Source organism: Clostridium sp. AF28-12 (genome assembly GCF_003435225.1).
Lineage (GTDB): Bacteria > Bacillota > Clostridia > Lachnospirales > Lachnospiraceae > Pilosibacter > Pilosibacter fragilis.
In genome coordinates this window covers 33,043-54,452 of the sequence record NZ_QWGJ01000006.1, presented here as the reverse complement: position 1 = coordinate 54,452, position 21,410 = coordinate 33,043, and the positions used below count along the sequence as shown (strand labels likewise).

Genomic DNA, 21,410 nt, shown 5'->3' with positions numbered 1-21,410 from the left:
CAACCTATTGTGCTTGTATAGTTAACAATTGTTTGTACAAAAAAGACACCTCCAAAACCAAATGGTCTATTCGGTGTCTTTCCTCTGCATCATGATTACCTGCCCCACTCAAACGCGATCCGCGGCGTTCCGTCCGGGACATAGATAATTCCGCATCTCTCAAATCCCTGTTTTTCAAGCGCTCTCTGCATGACCTTGTTGTTTTCGTGGGTGTCGATCCGGATGTGGGATATCTTCGACTTGGCGAAGTCCATGATCCGGCCCAGGATGTTGTGGACCGTACCATCGCTTGCGACGCGGTGGACGGCAGCGTACGGGGTGTCTACCTTCCAGGCGCCCTGCTCGATCACAGCGTAGCATGGGTCAGCGCCGATGATGAAGGCGAAGGCGGCATGGATCACGCCGTTTTCTTCCAGAACATATAAATTTCCTGCCTCGATGTCCCCCGGGAGCAGATGCTCCGGGGCGTCCTCGCCGTCCCACTGGCTGAAGTTCCCATGGTCACGCATGAACTGGCGGGCAGCGGCGTAGATCCCGTGGATCCGTGGGAGATCGGCTGGGGATGCTTTTCTTACTGTAAAGTTATCTTCTGTCATAGATGTTCTCCTCTTTTACGGGTAAACTGATTGCTGTTCCCATTGTATCATAGTGTTTTTCACAAGACAATCTGTCTTTTCAGCTCCCCTGTTCCTCATACATCCGCACCAGATCCCCGATCAGCAGCACTCCCACCGGTCCCAGGATCAGCCCCGACAATCCAAACAATTTAAGTCCCACATACATGGATACCAGCGATCCCAGCGGCGAAAGCCCCACCTGCTTCCCCATCAGTCTCGCCTCTGAGATCTGACGCAGAAAGTAGCAGACCACATAGATGCCGAAGATCACCGCAGCCTTTTTCCACGCCTTCTGAAACAGCAGCGCGACTCCCCACGGAATCAGCACAGTCCCGGCCCCCAATACCGGCAGTGCGTCCAGGATCCCGATCCCGCAGCCAAACAAAAACGAATAGGGATTTCCGATCACTGCCAGTCCGAAGATACACACGGCACTTGTTAGGAACAGAATAAACGCCTGGGTCTTCAACCACGCGCTCACCACGGATGCGATCCGCTCTCCCACTACGAGAAATTCCCGCCGGAATGCGGACCTGCTCCGCTTTTCCCTGATGTCATCCATCTCCTGCAGTGTCAGGAGTACTGCGACAAAATAGATAAAGAAAAGGACGATCCCGGCGACTGCCACGCGGAGCGCAGACACGGAGCGGTCCATGAGCACTGGCATCGTGGAGTTCTTAAACATCTGCCGGACCTCTTTCACTGCTCTCCCCGCAAGCTCCACCAGCGCGTCCGCCTTGAGCCCCATCTTCTGCTCCAGGAGGCGGCAGGTATCCGTAAGCCGCAGATCAAGGGCGGAAAGCCAGTCCGGAAATCTCCGGATAAAAAGCCCCGTCTGGCTCACCGCCATGCTGCCGCCCGCGTAGAAGAGTCCGAAAACAAGGCATGACATCACCAGAAGTTCGATCCCGCCGACAAGCGACACCGGCAGATGGTGCATCTCCCCCCGAAACGGCACCGCAATGCGGTTCGAGAGGAACCGGACCGACGGGCGCAGAAACAGAGCCGTCCCATATGCACATAAAAAGGGAATCACGAGGGGTAACAAATAACGGAACGCTCCGTATACCGCACCCGTGATTCCCAGAATCAGTAGAAATTTCTTCAGTTTTTTCTCAGGACTTACCATGGAATCACCCGTTTTCTGATTTGTACTTCCTTTGTACTGCTCATAGTATGGGCGGAAATTCCCGCGATATGCGCTCATCGGGACGATTCCATAATCTGTTTTTTCCATGGTTCTTAGCAGAACATGATCATTTACAATCCTCGACCTTTGAATCTAAAGATATTCACCTAATTCAATAAGGGCTGTACATTATTCATCAGCTCATTTTTAAACTCTTCTATCAGGCTCTTTCGGAATTTAAATTTTGACATAGGTGCTTCTGTTTGGCTCTTATATGCTGCATAGTCTGCCTTTTCTTTCATATTTGTTTCATTTGCCAATTCACCGTCCCGGAAATTGAATACCTCATATTTTACTTCTTCTGGATCTAAAAACCATTTTCTGGAAAAAGTTTCCACTTCACGTTCAATAGCTTCCTGCCTCATCTGATTAACAATCATAGAAATATCCTGACCAATATATTTGCTCTTATCAGCTTCAATTTCATCTACGATCGTACCTAGCAGATCGCTGAGCTTTTGATTTGTCTTAGCGAACTCCTCGATCAATTCCCGAATAGTTTTCAAATCTTCCTTGAAATTCGATTCTTTGTAATTATCCTGTTTAGGATCCAATGACTCAATAAAACCCTGCAATAATTCAAGAATATACTCAAAATCCACCTGCAGCTTATGATAAGCAATCAGATCATAATCATCCATAACTGGCTCTTCTCCATCTGGAGTATCTTTTTCATTTCGAAACTCTTCCATCACATTCTTATACATAGCTGCATAGTTTTCATATTCCTGTTCCGAAAAATCATACTCCTTTAATATGGATTCTTCGTAGTTTGAAAATGCCTTTAAATGTGCAAAGTCATGATCTAAAGACCGGAACATATGAATAAATGATCTTTTCTGTTTTCTGGATAACGCAGCAATGTCTTTCGGTGTCTTTGCCAGCGCGTGAATCGCCTGCACAGATATTGAAAACTCCTGCTTTACTTTATCCCAGTCTTCAGATACAGCAGTGCTATATCCACCTTTGGAATAAAGTGTCAGCGCTGCATTGATTGCGTTTTTAAATGCTTCCGGCTCCTGGAACGTAACAACCTGACCATACATTTTCTTGTCATCCAGTAACCGATTGGTCCTTGAGAATGCCTGGATAAGATTCTGATATTTCATAGGCGGACGATCAATGAACAGAGTAGATAAGCATGGAGCATCAAAGCCAGTCAGGAGACGATCCACCACAATTACAAGGTCCAACTGCTGATCCCGATTTAAATATCGTTTTTCTTTTCTGGCTAATCGCTCATTCAAGTTTTTATTATATGCCTGGATCATCTGCAGTTTATAACTTGTCCCAAACATCCGATAATAATCATCCAGAGACTGTTCCATTTCCACCTGGTTTACGTGGGATTTCTCATCATTTTCTGATATCGAATACGTGATCGCAACTTTTGGAAAATCCGGATAAGCCTTTGTAATTTCATCAGAAATCTTAAGTTCATCCTTTCCTGCTTTGATATCACAAATCATTTTATAATATTTCTGCGCTCTCTCAATCGAATCTACCGTGAGAAACGCTTCATAAGTTTTTCCCTTGCCATTCTGCAGTCCAAATTTAACCTCGGAACGATTCAAAATAACATCCAGCACTTTTCTCATGTGTGTTTCTGATTCATATGCAGCCGGATCTACTTCACTTTTCGCCCCCATTGTTTCTACCATAAAACCAAGCACTGCGGAGTCATGGATCGCCTCTTTAATGGTATAACTATGCAGACACTCTCCATACATTTCCTCTGTTGTCTGAGGCAGATCTCCCTTCAATTCATATTTATTCTCATCGAATATAGGTGTTCCGGTAAATCCATACCATAAAGAATGGCTGAAAAAGCGCTCAATCAAACGCTTCGTTTCCGGAGTGACTGCGCGGTGACATTCGTCCACAACAAAGGCAACCCGCAGATTCCGGATTTTCTGATAGTTCTTGTCATCTTCTTTCAACCGGCGGTCGATCATAATCTGCAGTTTCTGTCTGGTTGTTACAATCATATGGCGCTTACCGTCCGTTAAACGCTCAATCAACTTTCCAACATGCTCCGTATCATCTACGTCAATGGTATCCTGAACAGCATAAGACTGGAATTCCATGGTTGTCTGGGTGTCCAGATCTTTTCGGTCAATCAAAAAAATTGTCTTTTCAATGGATGGAATATCCATTAATAGATTTCTGGTGGCCTTATAGGAAGTCATCGTCTTTCCAGACCCCGTCGTATGCCAAATATAGCCCGACTTTCCCTGCTTCGATGCCTCACGCATAGCGCAGATCGCATGAATCTGATACGGTCGTAAAATCAGAAGTTTCTTTTTCTCATTATCCAGAATCGTATATTTTGTTACCATCTCATGCGCCTGCGGAATCCGTAAAACAGCTTTGCAAAATTCAATGTAATCACAAACTGGCTGATTCTCTTTATCGATCCAACCTGTGATGAATTTCTTATTCAGCTCTATGTCTCTTGCCGCAGCGAAATATTTTGTATCTACTGCATTGCTGACAACAAACATCTGTACATTAGAAAATAAACCACGGAACTTTCCTTCCGCTATATATTTTTTGATCTGACGATATCCATCCATATAAGAATGCTCTTTATTTTTCAACTCAATATGGATCATTGGAATTCCATTTATAAGAAGTGTCACATCAAATCTACGATTTCGGCTGTCAACCTGCCCTTCTGACGAGAAGACCTGATACTGGTTAATCACCTCATAAACACTGGTTCCGCCCGCAATATGCTCATTGTTCATCACCTGCAGGTGGATAGATTCGTTCCCTCTCTGAATATGTATATAGACCTGTCCATTTTCTCCAACCAGCCATTTCCCTGCATCGTAAAATGATGCATGGGAAACGTCATTCTTAATCTTGGCAAATTCCGACTCACTAAGCGGTGTATTATCCAGCTTAGCTTTATTGTTCTGTTCCAGGATATACTTAAAATTCTCCCAAAGCTGATCCTCCGTCTTAATGTCCGGGCGATACGTCCATTGGGATTCTTCCCGGCAGAGTTGATCAATCAACCTACGCTCAATAATGGATTCTAATTCCGGCATACTCAACCTTCTTTCTTTGGAAACATGTTTTGCAGCATGTACTTTTTAAGTTCTAAGAGTTCATCACGCTTACGCTGATGAAGGGTGATGATGTGGTCGAGATTTTCAAAATATGTCGCTATCTTTACTTGCTCATCTTTGGACGGGAACGAAACTTCTATATTTTTCAATTTTTCAAAATAAAGATTAGTTACACTTCCACCCTCAACCCTCATCGCAAATTCATTCCGCAAAGTAGCATTAAACATCGTGGCCGTGAACAATGGATTGTTGTCGGTATTAAAGACTGAAATCATTTCACCAATCGCTACATTCGGCATAGAAAGCCATGTACAGTGATTATAGTCCATCGGATCCTCACCTACTCGTGGAATCAATACTTCTGTACCTTTACTAAATCTAAGGTTATCAGGTGGCATATTTGTGTATGAATAAACTTTATCTATTTTTGCTCCAAATTTTGTATAAAGTTCCCCATACCTTATACACGGAATGGTTGCATCTTCTGTTACTGACCACTTTGGGCAGCTTCTCCCATAATAAAAAGTTCCCCAATCATCCAACTTACGCTGTTCCCAAAGATCAGTAAATCCTTCAAATCGAATTTCTGGAACCTTTTCCCCGTTCGCTGGAAACATTTTTTGCAGCATATACTTCTTTAATGCTGCCATATTATCATACTCTTGCTGATGACGGCTGATGAGGTTGTCTATTTTCGAAAAATAAGAGCCAACTTTTTTCTGCTCTTCATATGATGGAAATAATCCAACCATATTTTTAAACTTTTTCAATGACAAAACATGCTGTCCAGTTCCCTCAGAATTTATTTTAATTTGATCTTCCAAACCATAATTTAATCTGCGTAGCAGGAAATCTGAATCTACCCCCTTTGGTTTAAATACTGGGTAAAAATAGCTTATTATCCCCATATCCGCAACATCATTACGGTTAAATACAAATACATCATTATCACTTCTACTTCGAAAAGCAAAATATCCCCGCGGAATTATAAAATATCCTACGTTTCCGTTTTGACTTACTCGATCTCCTGAAAAATAATCGTCTTGTAATACGATTCCTTTTTGCTGAGATGAAGTTAAAACAGGATATTGATCTTCGACCGTCGTTTTTTTGACATAATCTTCGACAACCGCCCCCAGCTTGCGTTGTTCCCAATCGTCTGTATATCCCTTAAACCGGATATTTGGTGTATTTCCCATGTCTACATCTCCTCAAACACACGAATAAATGCTTCAACGTCTTCCTTGGTTTCCGAAGTTTTAAAAGTCAGGTTTTTCATCATTTCCAGTAATTCTTTGTTTCCATCTTTAATTGCTCTATCTGTATCCTGGATCTTTACGGTTAGATCTTTTAAACTGATTTCCGGCTCTTCTTCTGTTGTATCTACATAGCGCGGAATATTCAAATTAAAGTCATTCTTTTCAATATCCTCATAAGAAGCCAGATACGCTTCTTTTTCTACCGGTTTACGATTTTTATACAGCTCCAGTACATGTCCAATGTGTTCTTCTGTCATAACATTCTGTTTCTTTTCTTTTACAAAAAGATTCGAAGCATCAATGAAAAGCACATCCCGTCCATCCCTGTGCTTTTTTAACACAATAATACAGGTCGGAATAGATGTATTATAAAACATATTGGACGGTAGACCAATAACTGCATAAATGGATCCGTTCTTTAATAAAATTTCACGAATTCTGCCTTCTGCTCCGCCCCTGAACAATACCCCATGCGGCAGTACGATTGCCATCGTTCCGCTCTGTTTTAAATGATAAAATCCATGCAGTAAGAACGCATAATCTGCTTTTGACTTCGGTGCCAGATTACCGCCATAATCCATAAAACGTTCATCCTGTTTAAATCCCTCCGCTGCAGACCAATTTGCAGAATACGGCGGATTCATGGTTACCACATCAAATTCTGTTTCTTCATCTGTCGGCCAGTCTGCATCCAGTGTGTCTCCATTTCTCAAATGCTGATTTTCCGGATGTACTCCATGAAGAAACATATTCATTCTAGCCAGATTATACGTAGATGGCATTAATTCCTGACCGTAATACTTTATATAATCCGGTTCCTTTGAGTAGTTTCTGCAACTTAACATTAAAGAGGCGGATCCCATACATGGGTCATATACCTGCAGGCCTTTTTTCTCTTCCTGTCCCATCATAGCAATACGACAAAGAATTTGCGCCGGTCCATGTGGAGTGTAAAATTCCCCCGCCTTCTTTCCTGTTTCAGAAGCAAACTGACCGATCAGATATTCATATGCATTTCCAAGAACATCTCCTTCCGTATGGATCAGATCTGCGCCCTCCAGAACACGAAGCAAGTCTGCTATCGTTGCACTCTGTTTCTGATCTCCAGTTCCAAGGCGGTTAGAATACAAATCTACATCTGCAAATAATCCCTCAAACAGCGGATCAGACTCCTGTACGCGGTTAAAAGCGGTCTGTAATTTTTCTCTCTTGAAACAATTATTCTTTACATCACTTAAAATATGGGTAAACGTCATTGTCGGTTCCAATGTATAATGCAACGATTCCTTCAACTCCGCCAGTAAATCTCCTGCATCATCACTGGAAAATGCTTCTTCATATGCCCTCTGCGCCTCTTCCAGTTTTTCCGGCACTTCATCCATTAACAGATCATACGCTTTCGACAGGTAGGAATCTGACAGATACTTGTAAAATACCAATCCTAAAAGATATGTTTTATATTCATTTGCATCCATTTTTCCGCGAAGCACATCCGCACCGTTCCATAAAACCTGCAGTAAATCCTTACTTGTTGTCATACTTTAATTCTCCTCATATTTTCTAATCATTGCTAACGTCATATCCATTACATTTTCTGCCTGCTGTATAATTAAATCCCGTTGAATAATTGCTTTTCGATAAAGTTCTCCAACAATGTGTTGTTGCTCAATTCCCAGAAGCGGCATGGTCAATCCCCCGATACTCTGAATTGTAAGTTTTTTTACACTCAAGGTATTACCTTGATAATACCTTACAACCTGTTCTTCAATCTCTCGTCCTTCATTAAACTGGTAGCAAAAGTACCACGGATCCAGGGTGTCTGAATCAAATGAACATTTTAAGAAATTAGACGTGATACACAAATTTTCTGTTTCTTTTGATACCGGAGCCGCCTTTGATTTAATCATGCTTATAATGCACTCCGAAGCTTCTTTGCTCTGATTTATACTGTGCAAATCCTTCTCAAAATCTTCCGGAGTATAAATCGCATTTCCCGAATTTTTTAAGCGTGTCACATTTTTTCCCAAAGCAAATTGAACCAATTCTTCTAGTCTTAAATGTTTCATCTCGCTCCTTCCTTTGTACTTTAGCTAAATTACAATTATATAATAGTATTTCTTTTGGGTTTTGTCAATATGTAATTTAGTTAAATTACAAAAAGAGTCATATAAAGCATGACTCTTTTGCACTACTGTATTTCTAGAACAAGGCCTCCCTTGTTCTCATTTCCACAGTTGCCAATGTCACAACCTGCAGCCGAAAACAGCCCAACCAGGATCAAACTTGAAACAACTGAAATGCCCCTCCGACCGGTTCTATCTCAAACGTCATTTTTTTCTTCGTCACCGGATGAAAAAAAGTCAGCGATGAAGCGCAGAGTGCGATCGACTCTCTTCCACTTCCCATATTTCCTGCTGTTCTGATACCCGGCATATTTCTATTTTCTGCTGCCTTCATGGTTCCCTGGTCTGCATTCTCTTTCTTATCAAGTTTGGCAGTTCTCACAGGCACTCCATATTTCATATCCCCATACAACGGCGTCCCATGATGCGCCATCTGTACACGGATCTGGTGATGGCGTCCAGTCTTCAGCGAAATTCTCACCAGGCTCAGCTCCGTTTCCGGCATTCCGGCTATTTTCCCGTCGATCGTCTTTAATACTTCATAGGACAGCTCCGCCTTTTTTGCGCCGGTTATCCCCTTATCCACAACCTGTGAATAATTCCCGTCCAGTGTTTTCACCAGATAATCCACATAGTTATCCACCGCATCCAAAGGTCTTCCGTGGACAACTGCTGTGTAGATTTTTTTCATCTTATGGCTCTGAACCTGCTCACTTAAAGCCGCTGCCGCCCGTTTCGTTTTCGCGTACACCATCACGCCGGACACAGGCTTGTCCAGTCTGTGGATAACTCCCACATAAGGTTCCTTCCCCGGTGTGCATGATTTGTTGACAACCAGGTGTTTTTTCACCTCGCTGACCATATCCGGTGCGAACCGCTTCGCAGCCTGGGATTCCACGCCCGCAGGCTTTATGACCACCAGGATCTCGTCGTCCTCATATAATACTTTTAACATCAAAATATTTCCCCTTGCATATTTTTATCGTAAGTGGTATAGTATATTCAAACGTGATAAGTAGTTTTTAAAACTACATGTCGTATTTTAAATATTCACTTTAACTTTGAAACCAGACCCTGCGTTCATTTGCTGCAATGATCTGAAATTTGTCCGCCACAACCTATTATCGCAGATCCATATCGGACTAATTCATTTCATACAGTCACGCACATTCTGATTTCCAATATTTTCCCTGTTCAACACAGGCTATCCCGCATGATTGGAGGAATGATTATGGAACTGAAAATAAAAGATCCCGGAAGCGCGCTGACTCACTTTATCGCAATGCTGACCGCAATGGTTGCCGCGACGCCGCTTTTAATCAAGGCCGCATCCGTCCCCGGAACCATGCACCTAAAGGCCCTGAGCGTCTTCATCGTCAGCATGATCCTGCTCTACGCCGCAAGCACGGTCTACCACACCTTCGACATTTCTGAGCATGTCAATAAGATCCTTCGGAAAATCGACCACATGATGATCTTCATCCTGATCGCCGGAACCTACACACCGGTGTGCCTGATCGTCCTCGGAAATAAGTCCGGCTACCGGATGCTGTCCCTTGTCTGGGGCATCGCCATCGTAGGCATCATCATCAATGCCCTCTGGATCAACTGCCCGAAGTGGTTCTCCTCCGTGATCTACATCGCGATGGGCTGGGTATGCATCATGGCGATCCGCCAGATCGTTGCCGCTCTCACACCTGCCGCTTTCACATGGCTTCTCGCCGGCGGCATCATCTATACCATCGGCGGTGTGATCTACGCGCTGAAACTGCCGATCTTCAACTCGAAGCATAAAAATTTCGGCTCCCACGAGATCTTCCATCTCTTCGTCATGGGCGGAAGCTTCTGCCATTACATGATGATGTACGGATATGTGGCTGCCGCGTAAAACCAACTTCATTTCCAGTATATCAGAAAAGCGGCCTGATCACAATTGATCCAGCCGCTTTCTCTCTTCTATCTCTTCCGTCTCTCCTCGTCCCTCTTCCGCTTCTCTTCAAGCAGTCTGTTGAACTCGGCCTCCGCGTCACCGCCTTCGGCAACGAGACGCTGTCTTCTCTTTTCGCGGCGAAGTGCTTCTGCTTCCGCCTCTTTCCTGTTGTTCTGGATCATGAACCAGATACCACCGCCGATCAGGGCTGCTGCCGCGAGGATTCCGATCACGATCAGGAGGATCTTCGCAGGGAATCCGGTCTTCACATCATTGCTGCCCGCCTGATTCGATGCGTTGTCCGCGTCACCTGCCGCCGTGGTCACATCTGCCTCGCCCATGGTCTCCGTCTCAGCCTCAGTGCTCTCGTCATCTGCTGACGGATCCGCAGCGTCTGTGCTCTCCTCGGACGTTTCTTCCGCTGCAGTGGTCTCGGCCCCTCCTGCTGCCTCAGCAGCCGCAAGTGCTTCCGCCCCCGCCTTCGTCATCAGGTACGCGGAGCCGATCTTTCTCTCATTGTAAATGTAGTTGAGCACTCCGACCGTTCCCTCCGGCGCTCCGTCCGGAACTGCGCCGAGACTTAATTCCGCGTCCGCGAATGTGGCGTCCTTCGGAAGTGTGATCTTCTTTCCTGTCTGGATCGCCAGGTCGGACGGCGCATAGCTTGTCCCGTTTACATCCACCTGGTCCTCTCCTGTGACATATCTCGTCTCATTCTCCGCGATATCCACATTCTGGAACCGGTTCAGGCCAAACTGCAGCAACGATTTTCCATCAATGAAATACTGTCTCGGACTTCCCTTTAAGATGACGGATACAACACGTCTTCCGTCCTTCTCACCGTATGTAACAAGCGTGTTTCCTGCTTTTAAGAGATATCCGGTCTTTCCTGCCACTGCCTCCGGGCAGTAATACTCGCTGGAAGTGTCCTCCGTGATCACGAGACGGTGCTCATTCCGCACACTGGCCCCGTCCGGGTTGTTCGTCGTCGGTCCCACCTTCCATGACTTCGCGGAACTGATCTCCAGAAGCTTCGGGTTACTGTAGGCCGCAGCCGCGATCTTCGTCATATCAAACGCTGTAACCACTTGGTCATCGTTGTTGAGGCCCGATGGGTTCGCGAAATGGCTCTCCGTGCATCCAAGCTCCGAGATCTTCGCGTTCATCATGTCAACAAAGTCCGGAATACTGCCTGCCACGTGTTCCGCCAGGGCGTTTGCCGCCTGGTTGACGGATGCAAGAAGCAGCGCGTAGAGGCAGTCCTCAACGGTCATAGTGTCTCCCGCCACGAGACTCAGCTTATTTCCGCTGTCCACCTCCACGGAGTTCATGGCCTTGTCCGAGTAAGTGACCGTGTCAGTGAGGTCCGCATGTTCCAGGACCACGAGGGCTGTGAGGATCTTTGTGATACTCGCCGGATAGTATTCCACATGGCTGTTCTGTCCGAAAAGCATCGTTCCGGTGTCCACGTCCATGACAGCTCCCGCCTCCGCCTCGATTCCCGTGTCGGATGGCCAGTCGGGTCTCGCGAAAGCCTGCATCGTTCCCAGCTGGGTAAACACGAGCACGCCGCAGAGCACCTTTGCCAGTTTCTTTTTAAAAGTACAAATCATAAATATTTTCTCCCTGTATTCCGTATCTGTTCGGTTTTCTCACAGATACTAGCAAAAATCCATTTCAAAAATCGATGCATTTCTGCCTTATATGTGATGTTTTCCTGCGGCCAGCGCAATAAACAATGCTCTGCCGCACGCTTACGGGGCTTTTCAGGAAATCGGCCTTTCAACCGGCCCATGGGCCACCAGTTCATCCTTCTGATTCCGGGAAAGCTGTTTTACCTTCACTTCCCGGCTCATCGCCTCTTCCTTCGTCTCGAAAGTCTCATACCACACAAGCCGCACCGGCCGTCTGGACTTCGTGTACTTCGCCCCGCGCCCGGAATTGTGCGCCTTCACCCTTTTTTCCAGGTCATTCGTCCAGCCGCAGTAGAGTGTCCCGTCCGAACATTCCAGAAGATATGTATAGTTCATGTTTTCTCCATTTCACGGCGATACCGGCACCCGCCTGTATCCTGCCCCGACATTCCCTGCTCTCTGACACTTTACATGTTATGTAAACGGCAATGGGACCATGGAATCCATCACCGTTCTCCGAAAGCCTGAGCCCGCGGAATCTATATGAAAGCATCGGGATGCCTTAGATGTGATTTTCTGTGGTACTGTTATTTTATGCCGCAGTTTTCAGAACGTTACAGGAGCATTCTTCTGTTTCCGATTCTGGCATATTCCATAACATTCTGTCGCTCCTGACCAATGTCATTTTGCTGCGAGCAGAAAATCCCACTCATACCATTATATAAAATTTTCCCCGAATTGCAACCAGACATTCGGGGAAAATCACACATTGCCGCATTTTGCACTTGTTTTTTCAATAAAAAGCAGCACCGGACAACAGTCACACGCGGAACCAGCTCTATCCCTGCACCGTTTTCACTAAAATCAGCCTGTCGCCCGGCCGGATCGTGCTGTCTGACAGGTGGTTTAGCTCCATGATCCGTTCTACGCTTGTGTGGAACATCCTGGCGATCTTCCAGAGACTGTCCCCCGGCTTCACCACATATCCGATGATCCCCGGAATTTTTTTGAGCCGCTCCGTATCCAAAGGTTCCTCCGCCACGCTCAGGACCGTCTGCTCGCAGACAGGCTTTAACACCAGCACATCCGCCGTGATCTGAGCCTTCACCTCCACGGCGTCCCCGCCTGCCATGACAGCTGTAAGCCCGGAGATTCCCGGTTCAATCTCATATACCACATCCTGCGTCAGACCATCCGCGGCTGCCATCAGATGGAACGGCAGCACTTCCGACGCTGCCCCCACAGGTGCCTGGTCATCCGCCGTCAGGTATAAAAGCCGGATCTCCAGGACCCCGTCCATGTGGATTCCGTCCTCCTTGATCTGGACCTCATCGATCTTCACGTCCCCGTCGCTGTGGCATACCTGCAGGATCCGCTGCCTTCCGGTGAGCTGGACCTTCTCCTGGATCTTCGTCTTCACCTGGTTCCGCACTGCCAGCGTATCAAAGCACACCGTCCCTGTCTCCGGAACCGCCTCCCGGTCCAGGGCATAGAGGTCCCCGAGAAGCTCCACCTGCTCTTCCTCGTAGAGCCTGATGTCCAGTTCCATGACCGCGTCCACGGATATCTCCCGCATCTCCCCGTCGGAATCCGGCTGCAGTTCCATATCCCGGTGCACTAACTTCACCGTGATAAACGGGATCATGTCCTCCGCAGATTCTGTGAGCTCCACATCCCCGGAAAACGGCACAGTCTCCTCGAAACACTGCACCGGCATCTGCCCGCCGCCCGCAGAGTAGACTGCAAATACCAGAAGATCACCGCTGATATGGATCTTCCCGTCGAGGGGCTTCGTCTCCACATCCTGAAGCCGCATATCCTGCCACAAAAGCGTCTCCGCGTCCGGGTCGTTTCCAGGGATCGTAAGGACTTCCCGCACCCGGAACGTGTCCCGCCGCCGAACGGCGATGGCAGCCACGGTCAGCGTCTTCTTCAATACCTCCACCTCACCGTCGAATTTCACGTCCGACGCCGTCTCCATGTCCCGGATCTCGTCCGCCTTGAGTTCCAGGGTCACTAACGCCTTGACATTCAGTTTTCTCGAGTTGATGAGACTCACATTCAGGTCATCCAGCTCCCAGCCCGCCTGCACATAGTCATTCTCCGCAAGCCCCGGCATATGTACGGTCTCCGTAAACGGGATGCTGCCGGCAAGAGCTGTGAGTTCTCCGCCGGGCCGCCGGTACAGGATCCGGAATTCCAGTTTTCCACTGATCTCCGCCTTCTCGCCGGGGTTCTTCACCGACTCGATTTTTACCTCCCCGTTCTCCATGATCAGTTCTTCCACATCATCCATAGAATCCGGCACATTGAAATCGTCATCCAGGGTCATCTGGGACGTGACGTTCCCCCTGCGACGGTTCATGTGGATATGTTTCTTCAAAAGTTCCATCATAAAAACGCCACCATACCTTTCCAAAGCCATGCTTTAGGAAATTGTATGATGGCAGTTATTATTTTATGCCCGTTGGTAACTATTCAGTACCTTCATAGTTACACGCAAAAATCCATTCCAGATCAGCTTCGCTGATGGGATTTTTGCCCTCCAGCCTATGTTTTCTTACGGTCAGCGCAGCAAGTGCGCAGACCTACTGAACAGTTACGCCCGTTGTTACTTTCAGTCTGGCAGCCTGGGCTTCTTTTCGCTCAATGCAGCACATCCGCAGGTCTGCTTAAAGATCCTCCGGTTGTACTGCTGCTTAGATCTATTCTGCTACAGCTCCTCCTTCGCCTTTTCCAGCTCCTTCTCCAGCTCTTTCACCCGGCGCTCCAGCTCGTCGATGGTCTCCTGCATCTTGCAGATGTGTTCCGTGTTGATCTTCTTTGACGGGTCTTTCACCGGCACGCCGTCCTTTTTGACCTGTCTCGCGGGGATTCCGGCTGCGGTGCTGTTCTCCTCCAGGGGCTTTAAGAGGACCGCGTTCGCCGCGATCTGGCAGTTGTCACCCACCTCGAAGGCGCCGAGGATCTTCGCTCCGGCTCCGATGAGGACATTGTTTCCGATGGTCGGATGGCGTTTTCCCTTCTTTGTTCCGACACCGCCCAACGTCACGCCCTGGTAGATCGTGCAGTTATCCCCCACCACCGTGGTCTCGCCGATGACGATGCCGCAGCCGTGATCGATGAGGATCCCATGTCCCAGGACCGCGCCCGGATGGATCTCGATCAGAGTGAAAAATCTGGCGATCTGGGAGATCAGACGGCCGAGGAACCGCATATTGTGGGTCCAGAACCAGTGAGCGATCCGGTGCCAGATCAGGGCATGGACTCCCTGGTATAAAAGCAGGACCTCCAGCGCGCTTCTCGCCGCCGGATCTCTCTCCTGAACCGCCTTTACATCAAGCCAGATATCTTTCAACAACATGTTTTTCCTCTCCTCTGCCATCCCGTTGTAATCTTTTAAGACATATTTTCTCTGTCTATCATACGTATTCTGCCCATATTGTGTGTCCGAATTTCTTCACATCAGATCATTTCGGTCAATCGGTCACGTTCCACATCTGCCGTCAGGACATTTATGGCTGATTACATGTATTCTAGCAGAAATGATTATCAAAGTAAAGCGTTAACTCAATACATCAGTGCAAAATATCGAGTCTGTCTTACCTATATAAAGTAATTTATGATTACACAATATAAGAAAACGCATTTGTAAGCAAAACACGACAGTCAGGCTTTACTGAAATACCACCGGCTTATCCCGATATTCTGTCTTCACGATCAGCACCGGATACGAGTTCTCTGTCCCCCTCGCCTCACCAGCCTCCGGTCCCGTAAGTTCCGTGCGGATCACGATGGAATTATCCGTCTCATAGAGTTCCTTCACCGCCACGCTGTAGCCGCCGCCTTTCTGCGGACCCTCACCGATGACGATATACATTTCCAGCCCGTCCGCGTATGTAAGCTTGAATGGTTTTTCCCGCTTTTTGTCGATCAGCTCCTTTAATGCCGCCGGGATATCCGCCTCCCCGGTGACTGTAAATTCCAGGTCTTCTCCCTGCTTCTCCTCAGAATTTCCAGACTGACATCCGGTAAATGCCGCAATCCCGCCCAAGATCACCATCAGGACTCCCAGCACCGTAAGCACCTTTCTCGCGCGCCTTGGCAAACGTCTGAACATAAAATAAGATCCCCATCATGGATTTTGTTACAATCCTATTCCGGGGATCCCATTTATATGAGTTTCTTATTCGTAACTGTTCAGCAGATCTGCCCACTTGCTGCGCTGACCGTAAGAAAACTTAAGCTGGAAAGCAAAAATCCCATCAGTCGCTGTCCGGTAAAAACTTGATCTTTACCATGATCTGCTTCGCAACCTGATTCTCTGCAAGCTCAATATCGTCTACATGAGTCGCGAAAGGCAGGTCGCCCTCGAATTCTTCCAGCTCTACGCTGATCCAGTTCTGGGCTGCATCTCTGGCGTTTTCGATAGCGTCCTCTAAATCGGCACCGTCCGCCTCACACATCTCCAGATCCGGAAAGAATGCGTGATAACCGGTTCCATCTTCTTTCTCTGTAAATACGGCAGGATATGTAAATGTCATAGTTTTCTCCTCTCCGATCTTTTTTTAATCAACATGAGCCGCAGGCTGCAAAGCAAACGCTGCAGGCTGCGGCCCATGTATTTATCGTAAGCAGCACCGTTCAGTCATGCAGTAACCAAAACTGGCACATAACCGGACTCTGACATGTCTTACTCGTTATCGTCCTTCTTCTCAGAACGCTCGCGTCTGTCGTCGTGGCGTCCGCCTCTTCTGTCATCGCGTCTCTCCGGGCGGTCGCTTCTCTCGCGTCTTTCCGGACGTGTTAACTTCTCAAGGTCTGCTGTCATATCTTCCGGTCTCATGGTCAGGTTGATTCTGCCCATGCGGTCTACCTCAACGACTCTGACGGTAACCTCATCGCCGATGTTTACGACATCTTCAACTTTTGCTACGCGCTTGTCGGAGAGCTTGGAAATATGAACCATGCCATCCTTGTTCGGAGCAAGCTCAACGAATGCGCCGAATTCCATGATGCGGACAACCTTACCTGTGTAGATCATACCCGGCTCGACATCTGTCACGATGTTCCTGATAGTAGCGATGGCCTTATCGATCATCTCCTGATCAGTACCGCATACATTTACAGCACCGTCGTCTGTGATGTCGATCTTAACGCCTGTCTCCTCGATGATCTTATTGATCACTTTACCCTGCTTGCCGACTACATCGCCAATCTTAGCCGGATCGATGGTGATCTGCGTGATCTTCGGAGCGTACTTGGACAGAGTCTTTCTCGGCTCGCTGATAACCGGAGCCATAATGTTATCCATGATGTAAAGTCTTGCTTCACGGCAGCGTCTGATCGCCTCCTCGATGATCGGGCGTGTTAAACCGTGGATCTTGATATCCATCTGGATCGCAGTGATACCTTCGTGAGTACCGCCTACCTTGAAGTCCATGTCTCCGAAGAAGTCCTCAAGACCCTGGATATCGGTAAGAACGATGTAATCGTCGTCTGTCTCGCCTGTTACAAGACCGCAGGAGATACCGGCTACCATAGTCTTGATCGGAACACCTGCTGCCATAAGGGACAGGGTAGATGCACAGATGCTGGCCTGGGATGTGGAACCGTTGGACTCCATTGTCTCAGATACAGTACGGATCGCGTACGGGAACTCTTCCTCGCTCGGAAGTACCGGTACAAGGGCACGCTCAGCAAGAGCGCCATGACCGATTTCACGGCGTCCCGGTCCTCTGGACGGCTTTGTCTCACCTACGGAGAAGGACGGGAAGTTGTAGTGGTGCATATATCTCTTTGTTGTCTCATTCTCATCAAGACCGTCAAGACGCTGTGCCTCGGAAAGCGGTGCAAGTGTGCAGGCGTTTAAGATCTGGGTCTGTCCGCGGGTGAACATACCGGAACCATGTACGCGCGGAAGGATATCGATCTCAGCAGCTAACGGACGGATCTCGTCGATGCGGCGGCCATCCGGGCGCTTGTGGTCTTTTAAGATCATCTTTCTTACGGTCTTCTTCTGATACTGGTAAACAGCCTGTCCGATAAGCGGAAGCCACTCTTCGTTTTCAGCAAATGCCTCTTCGAGACGCTCTGTGATCTGGCGGATGTTCTCCTCACGTTTCTGCTTCTCGTCTGTGAATACTGCCTCTTCCATCTCAGCTGGCGGAACGATCTCTTTGATCGCAGCAAACAGCTCATCCGGAATTGCGCAGCTCTCGTAAGTGTGCTTTTCTTTACCGCACTCAGCAACGATGCGGTCGATGAATTTAATGATCTCCTGGTTTACTTCGTGTGCCTTGAAGATCGCGTTGATCATGGTCTGCTCCGGAACTTCCTTCGCGCCGGCCTCAATCATGATAACTTTCTCTCTTGTGGACGCAACGGTAAGAGCAAGGTCAGAAACTTTCTTCTGAGCAGCGGTCGGGTTGATAATGAACTCGCCGTCAATAAGACCTACCTGGGTCATTGCACACGGACCGTCGAACGGAATATCGGAAATGCATGTAGCAATCGCGGAACCGAGCATAGCTGTGAGCTCCGGGCTGCACTCCGGGTCAACGGACATAACAATGTTGTCAAGTGTTACGTCGTTTCTGTAGTCCTTCGGGAATAATGGACGCATCGGACGGTCGATCACACGGGAAGTAAGGGTCGCGTTCTCGGATGCCTTTCCCTCTCTCTTTGTGAATCCGCCCGGGATTTTTCCTACGGAGTATAATTTTTCTTCATATTCTACGCTTAACGGGAAGAAATCGATCCCGTCTCTCGGCTTGTCAGATGCAGTTGCGGTAGAAAGAACAACTGTATCGCCGTAGTGCATGAATGCTGCACCATTTGCCTGCTTTGCAACACGGCCTACCTCAACGGTAAGGGTACGTCCTGCAAGTTCCATGGAAAAACTCTTAAACATGGCTTCGTCTCCTTTTCTTAAATGTTGCGACAGAAGAAGCCGAAACTACTAAACTAAACATGATCCACGCATTGGTTAACACGCGAACCCGTAAGCTCCGGATCACTCATGCCTACTTTAGCGGTCTCGGAAGTTTCTTCCGTCTGTCAATTACAACAAAGGTGGAGTACACGAAATCATGCGCTCCACCCATAAGTCTGCTATTACTTTCTGATGCCTAACTTCTCAATAAGAGCACGGTATCCTTCAAGATCAGATTTCTTAAGGTATGCAAGAAGACCACGTCTCTGACCTACCATCATAAGAAGACCACGTCTGGAGTGATGATCTTTCGGGTTAACTTTTAAATGCTCTGTGAGCTCTGCGATTCTCTCTGTAAGAATTGCGATCTGAACTTCCGGTGAACCTGTGTCGCCCGGTTTTCTGCCGTACTCAGCGATAATAGCTGCTTTCTTTTCCTTTGAAATCATTGTGATTTCCTCCTTAAAATTCTTTAAACTTACCGATCACCAGGTCCCGGTTGGAGTTATCCGCTGACCGAGTGTCGGCGCTTTCACATACTCTGACAGTATAGCATACCTGTCTTTAAAAGTAAATATGTTTTTTCATAAAAAGCCCCAGAATCGTTACAGTTCAGCCATTACATCTTCTTGTTTTCATATTCATGAAAACAAGAAGCTTGGTGGTTCCACCATATGCTGATTTGGATGAAAAAGTGCTTATGCAAGCAAGCTTGCAACACACTTTCTCATTCAAACCAGCGCATGGCTGAACTGTAACCCAGAATCTTCCAGTTCAAAAAAGCAGTTCAAATCGTGTTTAAACGTCACGGAATTGAACTGCTTTTCTTTTAAACCGATTTTAAAATCCAGGTCCGACTTCCTGCTCTGTCATGCCTTCCGTCTCCTGCACGAATCCCGGTCCGAAGCTCTCGTTGTCCCCGCCCGCCGTAACTGCAGGTGTCGTCTCAGGTGCCGCGGCTGTCGGCACTGCCGTCGTAGCTGCCGTTGTCTCCGCCGTTCCGTCCTTCTTCGTTCCGCTGGTCCTGGAGCTCTCCGTGCCGTCTAAATGGTAGCACAGGACTGGATCTCCCGCGGAGATGTTCTCGTAGATGGTCTTCGCCACTGCCGGCGGCAGGTTGACGCAGCCGTGGGATCCGCCATTCTTGTAGATCGTTCCGCCAAATGTCTTTCTCCAATTCGCGTCATGCAGACCGATTCCGCCGTTAAACGGCATCCAGTAGGAAACAGGAGTCGCGTATCCCTGGCCTTTCAGGGTCGCATTTCTCTGCTTATACGTGATGGAATAAGCACCCGCCGGGGTACTCCAGCCCTTCGCAGCATTTCCGGACACGAAATCCGACTCCACAAGAAGCTTTCCATTCGCATAGAAGTAAAGATGCTGCGCCGTCAGGTTGATTTCCACGTATGTATTTCCATAATCATTTCCCGAATGGCTCGCGGCCTTCTGGGAATATTCCGGCTCTCTGGATGTCTGCTCCCCATTTTTGATGAGGCTCACGAGAGCTGCCGTCTCCTTCGCCTGGTCGATCTTCCATCCGTAATTTCCGGTGGTAATGGTCACCGTCTTTCCGTAGGATGTCTTCAATGTCTTCGGCTTATACGCGGTGTTACAGGTGGATGCCAGGTTCTTGACATACTCCGCCGCCTTCGACTCGCTGACACTGACGCTCGTCCCGTTGACCGTGAGCCAGTTATGGATCTCATTTCCGTTCAGCGTCTCCGCTTTATCTCCAAACTTATATGTGATCTTCGCCCCCACATACTTGTTCATGGTCTCGCAGGCCGTCTTAAGTGCCTCGTCCTCGGAGGTCACCGAAGGAGCCAGATAACATCCCTGCTCCTCGAGGTCCACGCTCTCCGCCAGGGACATGATCGCAGTGGCGACCGCCTCTTTCACCTTGTCCTCCTGGAGCTCCGTTCCCTCATCCTCTTTTATGATCGAGTAAGAGCCTGTTGCGGAATCATAATCAGAGATCTTCGCGTCCTCCGGCTCTCTCATATTTTCCTCGTCCATGCAGGAGAGACCTTCTAATGCCTCATTCAGCATATCGTCGCTGTAGCGGAGCAGGGCATCCGTATTTACCTCATTCACCGCTTTTCCAAACCGGTATTTTCCCCAGTCCATCGGCTTCTGGGAGGCGATGGCCTTATCTAACGTATCATCAAACTCCGCGTAAAGTCCCACACTCTCCCCGGTGATGGACTCAGAGAGATCCTCGCGCCCATTGATGGTCAGCGTATATCCCTTTAACTGCTCCATGATGGCGTCTTCCACTTCCGATGCCGTCTTTCCCGTCACATCCATGCCGTCAACGATGGTTCCGGGCAGAAAACATGTCTTGTATTTTGAGGATTCATGCCAGTAGAGGCCGCCGCCAACGGCACCAACGAGAACGACCACGCCGCCGCACACAGCCGCGATCTTTACCGCCAGGTCCTTATTCATTCCGGTCCCACGGTTTTTCCCCCGTTTTCTCCCTTTCTGGGCCTTAAATTCCGCATATGTCATCGCCGGCTTCTGTTCCGGCGCCTGCTTTTCTTTTCCCACGCCTTCCGGCTTATTTTCTAACTCCAATTCTTCCTTCTCCATGTATAACTGTCCGTCAGATCCGCACTGCATGGGCAAAGCTTTTCCAGACAGTTAC

General features: G+C 48.0%; 17 protein-coding genes. 1 reads left to right on the top strand and 16 read right to left on the bottom strand.

Features of this window, described 5'->3' with window-relative positions; translation table 11 throughout:
• Nucleotides 1–95: 95 nt before the first annotated feature.
• The 7 genes from DWY93_RS07095 to DWY93_RS07065 all read right to left on the bottom strand — a co-directional run bounded on the left by DWY93_RS07095 (nt 96) and on the right by DWY93_RS07065 (nt 9,220).
• Nucleotides 96–596, bottom strand: a complete 501-nt coding sequence (locus DWY93_RS07095; protein ID WP_117470774.1) for an N-acetyltransferase — start codon at nt 594–596, stop codon at nt 96–98.
• A gap of 79 nt (nt 597–675) precedes the next feature.
• The gene (locus tag DWY93_RS07090) at nt 676–1,824 is read right to left on the bottom strand and encodes an AI-2E family transporter (protein WP_181968507.1); all 1,149 of its coding nucleotides are present in this window, start codon (nt 1,822–1,824) and stop codon (nt 676–678) included.
• Between the two features lie 89 nt (nt 1,825–1,913).
• On the bottom strand, nt 1,914–4,862 hold the full coding sequence (locus DWY93_RS07085; protein ID WP_117470772.1) for an HsdR family type I site-specific deoxyribonuclease: 2,949 nt from the start codon (nt 4,860–4,862) through the stop codon (nt 1,914–1,916).
• 2 nt (nt 4,863–4,864) lie between these two features.
• Nucleotides 4,865–6,082 (bottom strand): restriction endonuclease subunit S, encoded by a 1,218-nt coding sequence (locus tag DWY93_RS07080; protein ID WP_117470771.1) that lies wholly within the window; start codon nt 6,080–6,082, stop codon nt 4,865–4,867.
• A 2-nt stretch (nt 6,083–6,084) separates the two neighbouring features.
• Nucleotides 6,085–7,680, bottom strand: coding sequence for a type I restriction-modification system subunit M (locus DWY93_RS07075; protein WP_117470770.1), 1,596 nt, complete (start codon nt 7,678–7,680; stop codon nt 6,085–6,087).
• Nucleotides 7,681–7,683: 3 nt separating this feature from the next.
• The gene (locus DWY93_RS07070) at nt 7,684–8,208 is read right to left on the bottom strand and encodes a hypothetical protein (RefSeq protein WP_117470769.1); all 525 of its coding nucleotides are present in this window, start codon (nt 8,206–8,208) and stop codon (nt 7,684–7,686) included.
• Between the two features lie 211 nt (nt 8,209–8,419).
• Nucleotides 8,420–9,220: an RluA family pseudouridine synthase gene (locus tag DWY93_RS07065; protein WP_117470768.1), complete on the bottom strand. Its 801-nt coding sequence runs from the start codon at nt 9,218–9,220 to the stop codon at nt 8,420–8,422.
• 276 nt (nt 9,221–9,496) lie between these two features.
• Between DWY93_RS07065 and DWY93_RS07060 the strand changes: the two genes are divergently transcribed.
• The gene (locus DWY93_RS07060) at nt 9,497–10,153 is read left to right on the top strand and encodes a hemolysin III family protein (RefSeq protein ID WP_117470767.1); all 657 of its coding nucleotides are present in this window, start codon (nt 9,497–9,499) and stop codon (nt 10,151–10,153) included.
• A 68-nt stretch (nt 10,154–10,221) separates the two neighbouring features.
• Here the strand turns inward: DWY93_RS07060 and DWY93_RS07055 are convergent, their stop codons facing one another.
• From DWY93_RS07055 to DWY93_RS07015, 9 genes are all read right to left on the bottom strand, one after another.
• Nucleotides 10,222–11,808, bottom strand: a complete 1,587-nt coding sequence (locus DWY93_RS07055; protein WP_117470766.1) for a serine hydrolase — start codon at nt 11,806–11,808, stop codon at nt 10,222–10,224.
• Nucleotides 11,809–11,961: 153 nt separating this feature from the next.
• Entirely contained in the window at nt 11,962–12,225 is a 264-nt protein-coding gene (locus tag DWY93_RS07050) for a GIY-YIG nuclease family protein (RefSeq protein ID WP_015553617.1), read from the bottom strand.
• Between the two features lie 442 nt (nt 12,226–12,667).
• Nucleotides 12,668–14,224, bottom strand: a complete 1,557-nt coding sequence (locus DWY93_RS07045) for an SPOCS domain-containing protein (protein WP_117470765.1) — start codon at nt 14,222–14,224, stop codon at nt 12,668–12,670.
• Nucleotides 14,225–14,542: 318 nt separating this feature from the next.
• The gene (cysE, locus tag DWY93_RS07040; protein ID WP_181967987.1) at nt 14,543–15,214 is read right to left on the bottom strand and encodes a serine O-acetyltransferase; all 672 of its coding nucleotides are present in this window, start codon (nt 15,212–15,214) and stop codon (nt 14,543–14,545) included.
• A 291-nt stretch (nt 15,215–15,505) separates the two neighbouring features.
• A complete protein-coding gene (locus tag DWY93_RS07035) occupies nt 15,506–15,949 on the bottom strand; it encodes a protease complex subunit PrcB family protein (RefSeq protein ID WP_015553620.1) in 444 nt (147 codons plus the stop codon).
• Between the two features lie 145 nt (nt 15,950–16,094).
• A complete protein-coding gene (locus DWY93_RS07030) occupies nt 16,095–16,373 on the bottom strand; it encodes a type II toxin-antitoxin system HicB family antitoxin (protein ID WP_015553621.1) in 279 nt (92 codons plus the stop codon).
• A 149-nt stretch (nt 16,374–16,522) separates the two neighbouring features.
• Nucleotides 16,523–18,742: a polyribonucleotide nucleotidyltransferase gene (locus tag DWY93_RS07025; RefSeq protein ID WP_117470764.1), complete on the bottom strand. Its 2,220-nt coding sequence runs from the start codon at nt 18,740–18,742 to the stop codon at nt 16,523–16,525.
• Nucleotides 18,743–18,945: 203 nt separating this feature from the next.
• A complete protein-coding gene (rpsO, locus tag DWY93_RS07020; RefSeq protein WP_015553623.1) occupies nt 18,946–19,212 on the bottom strand; it encodes a 30S ribosomal protein S15 in 267 nt (88 codons plus the stop codon).
• A 391-nt stretch (nt 19,213–19,603) separates the two neighbouring features.
• Nucleotides 19,604–21,355: a L,D-transpeptidase family protein gene (locus tag DWY93_RS07015; protein WP_181968506.1), complete on the bottom strand. Its 1,752-nt coding sequence runs from the start codon at nt 21,353–21,355 to the stop codon at nt 19,604–19,606.
• Nucleotides 21,356–21,410: the final 55 nt, after the last annotated feature.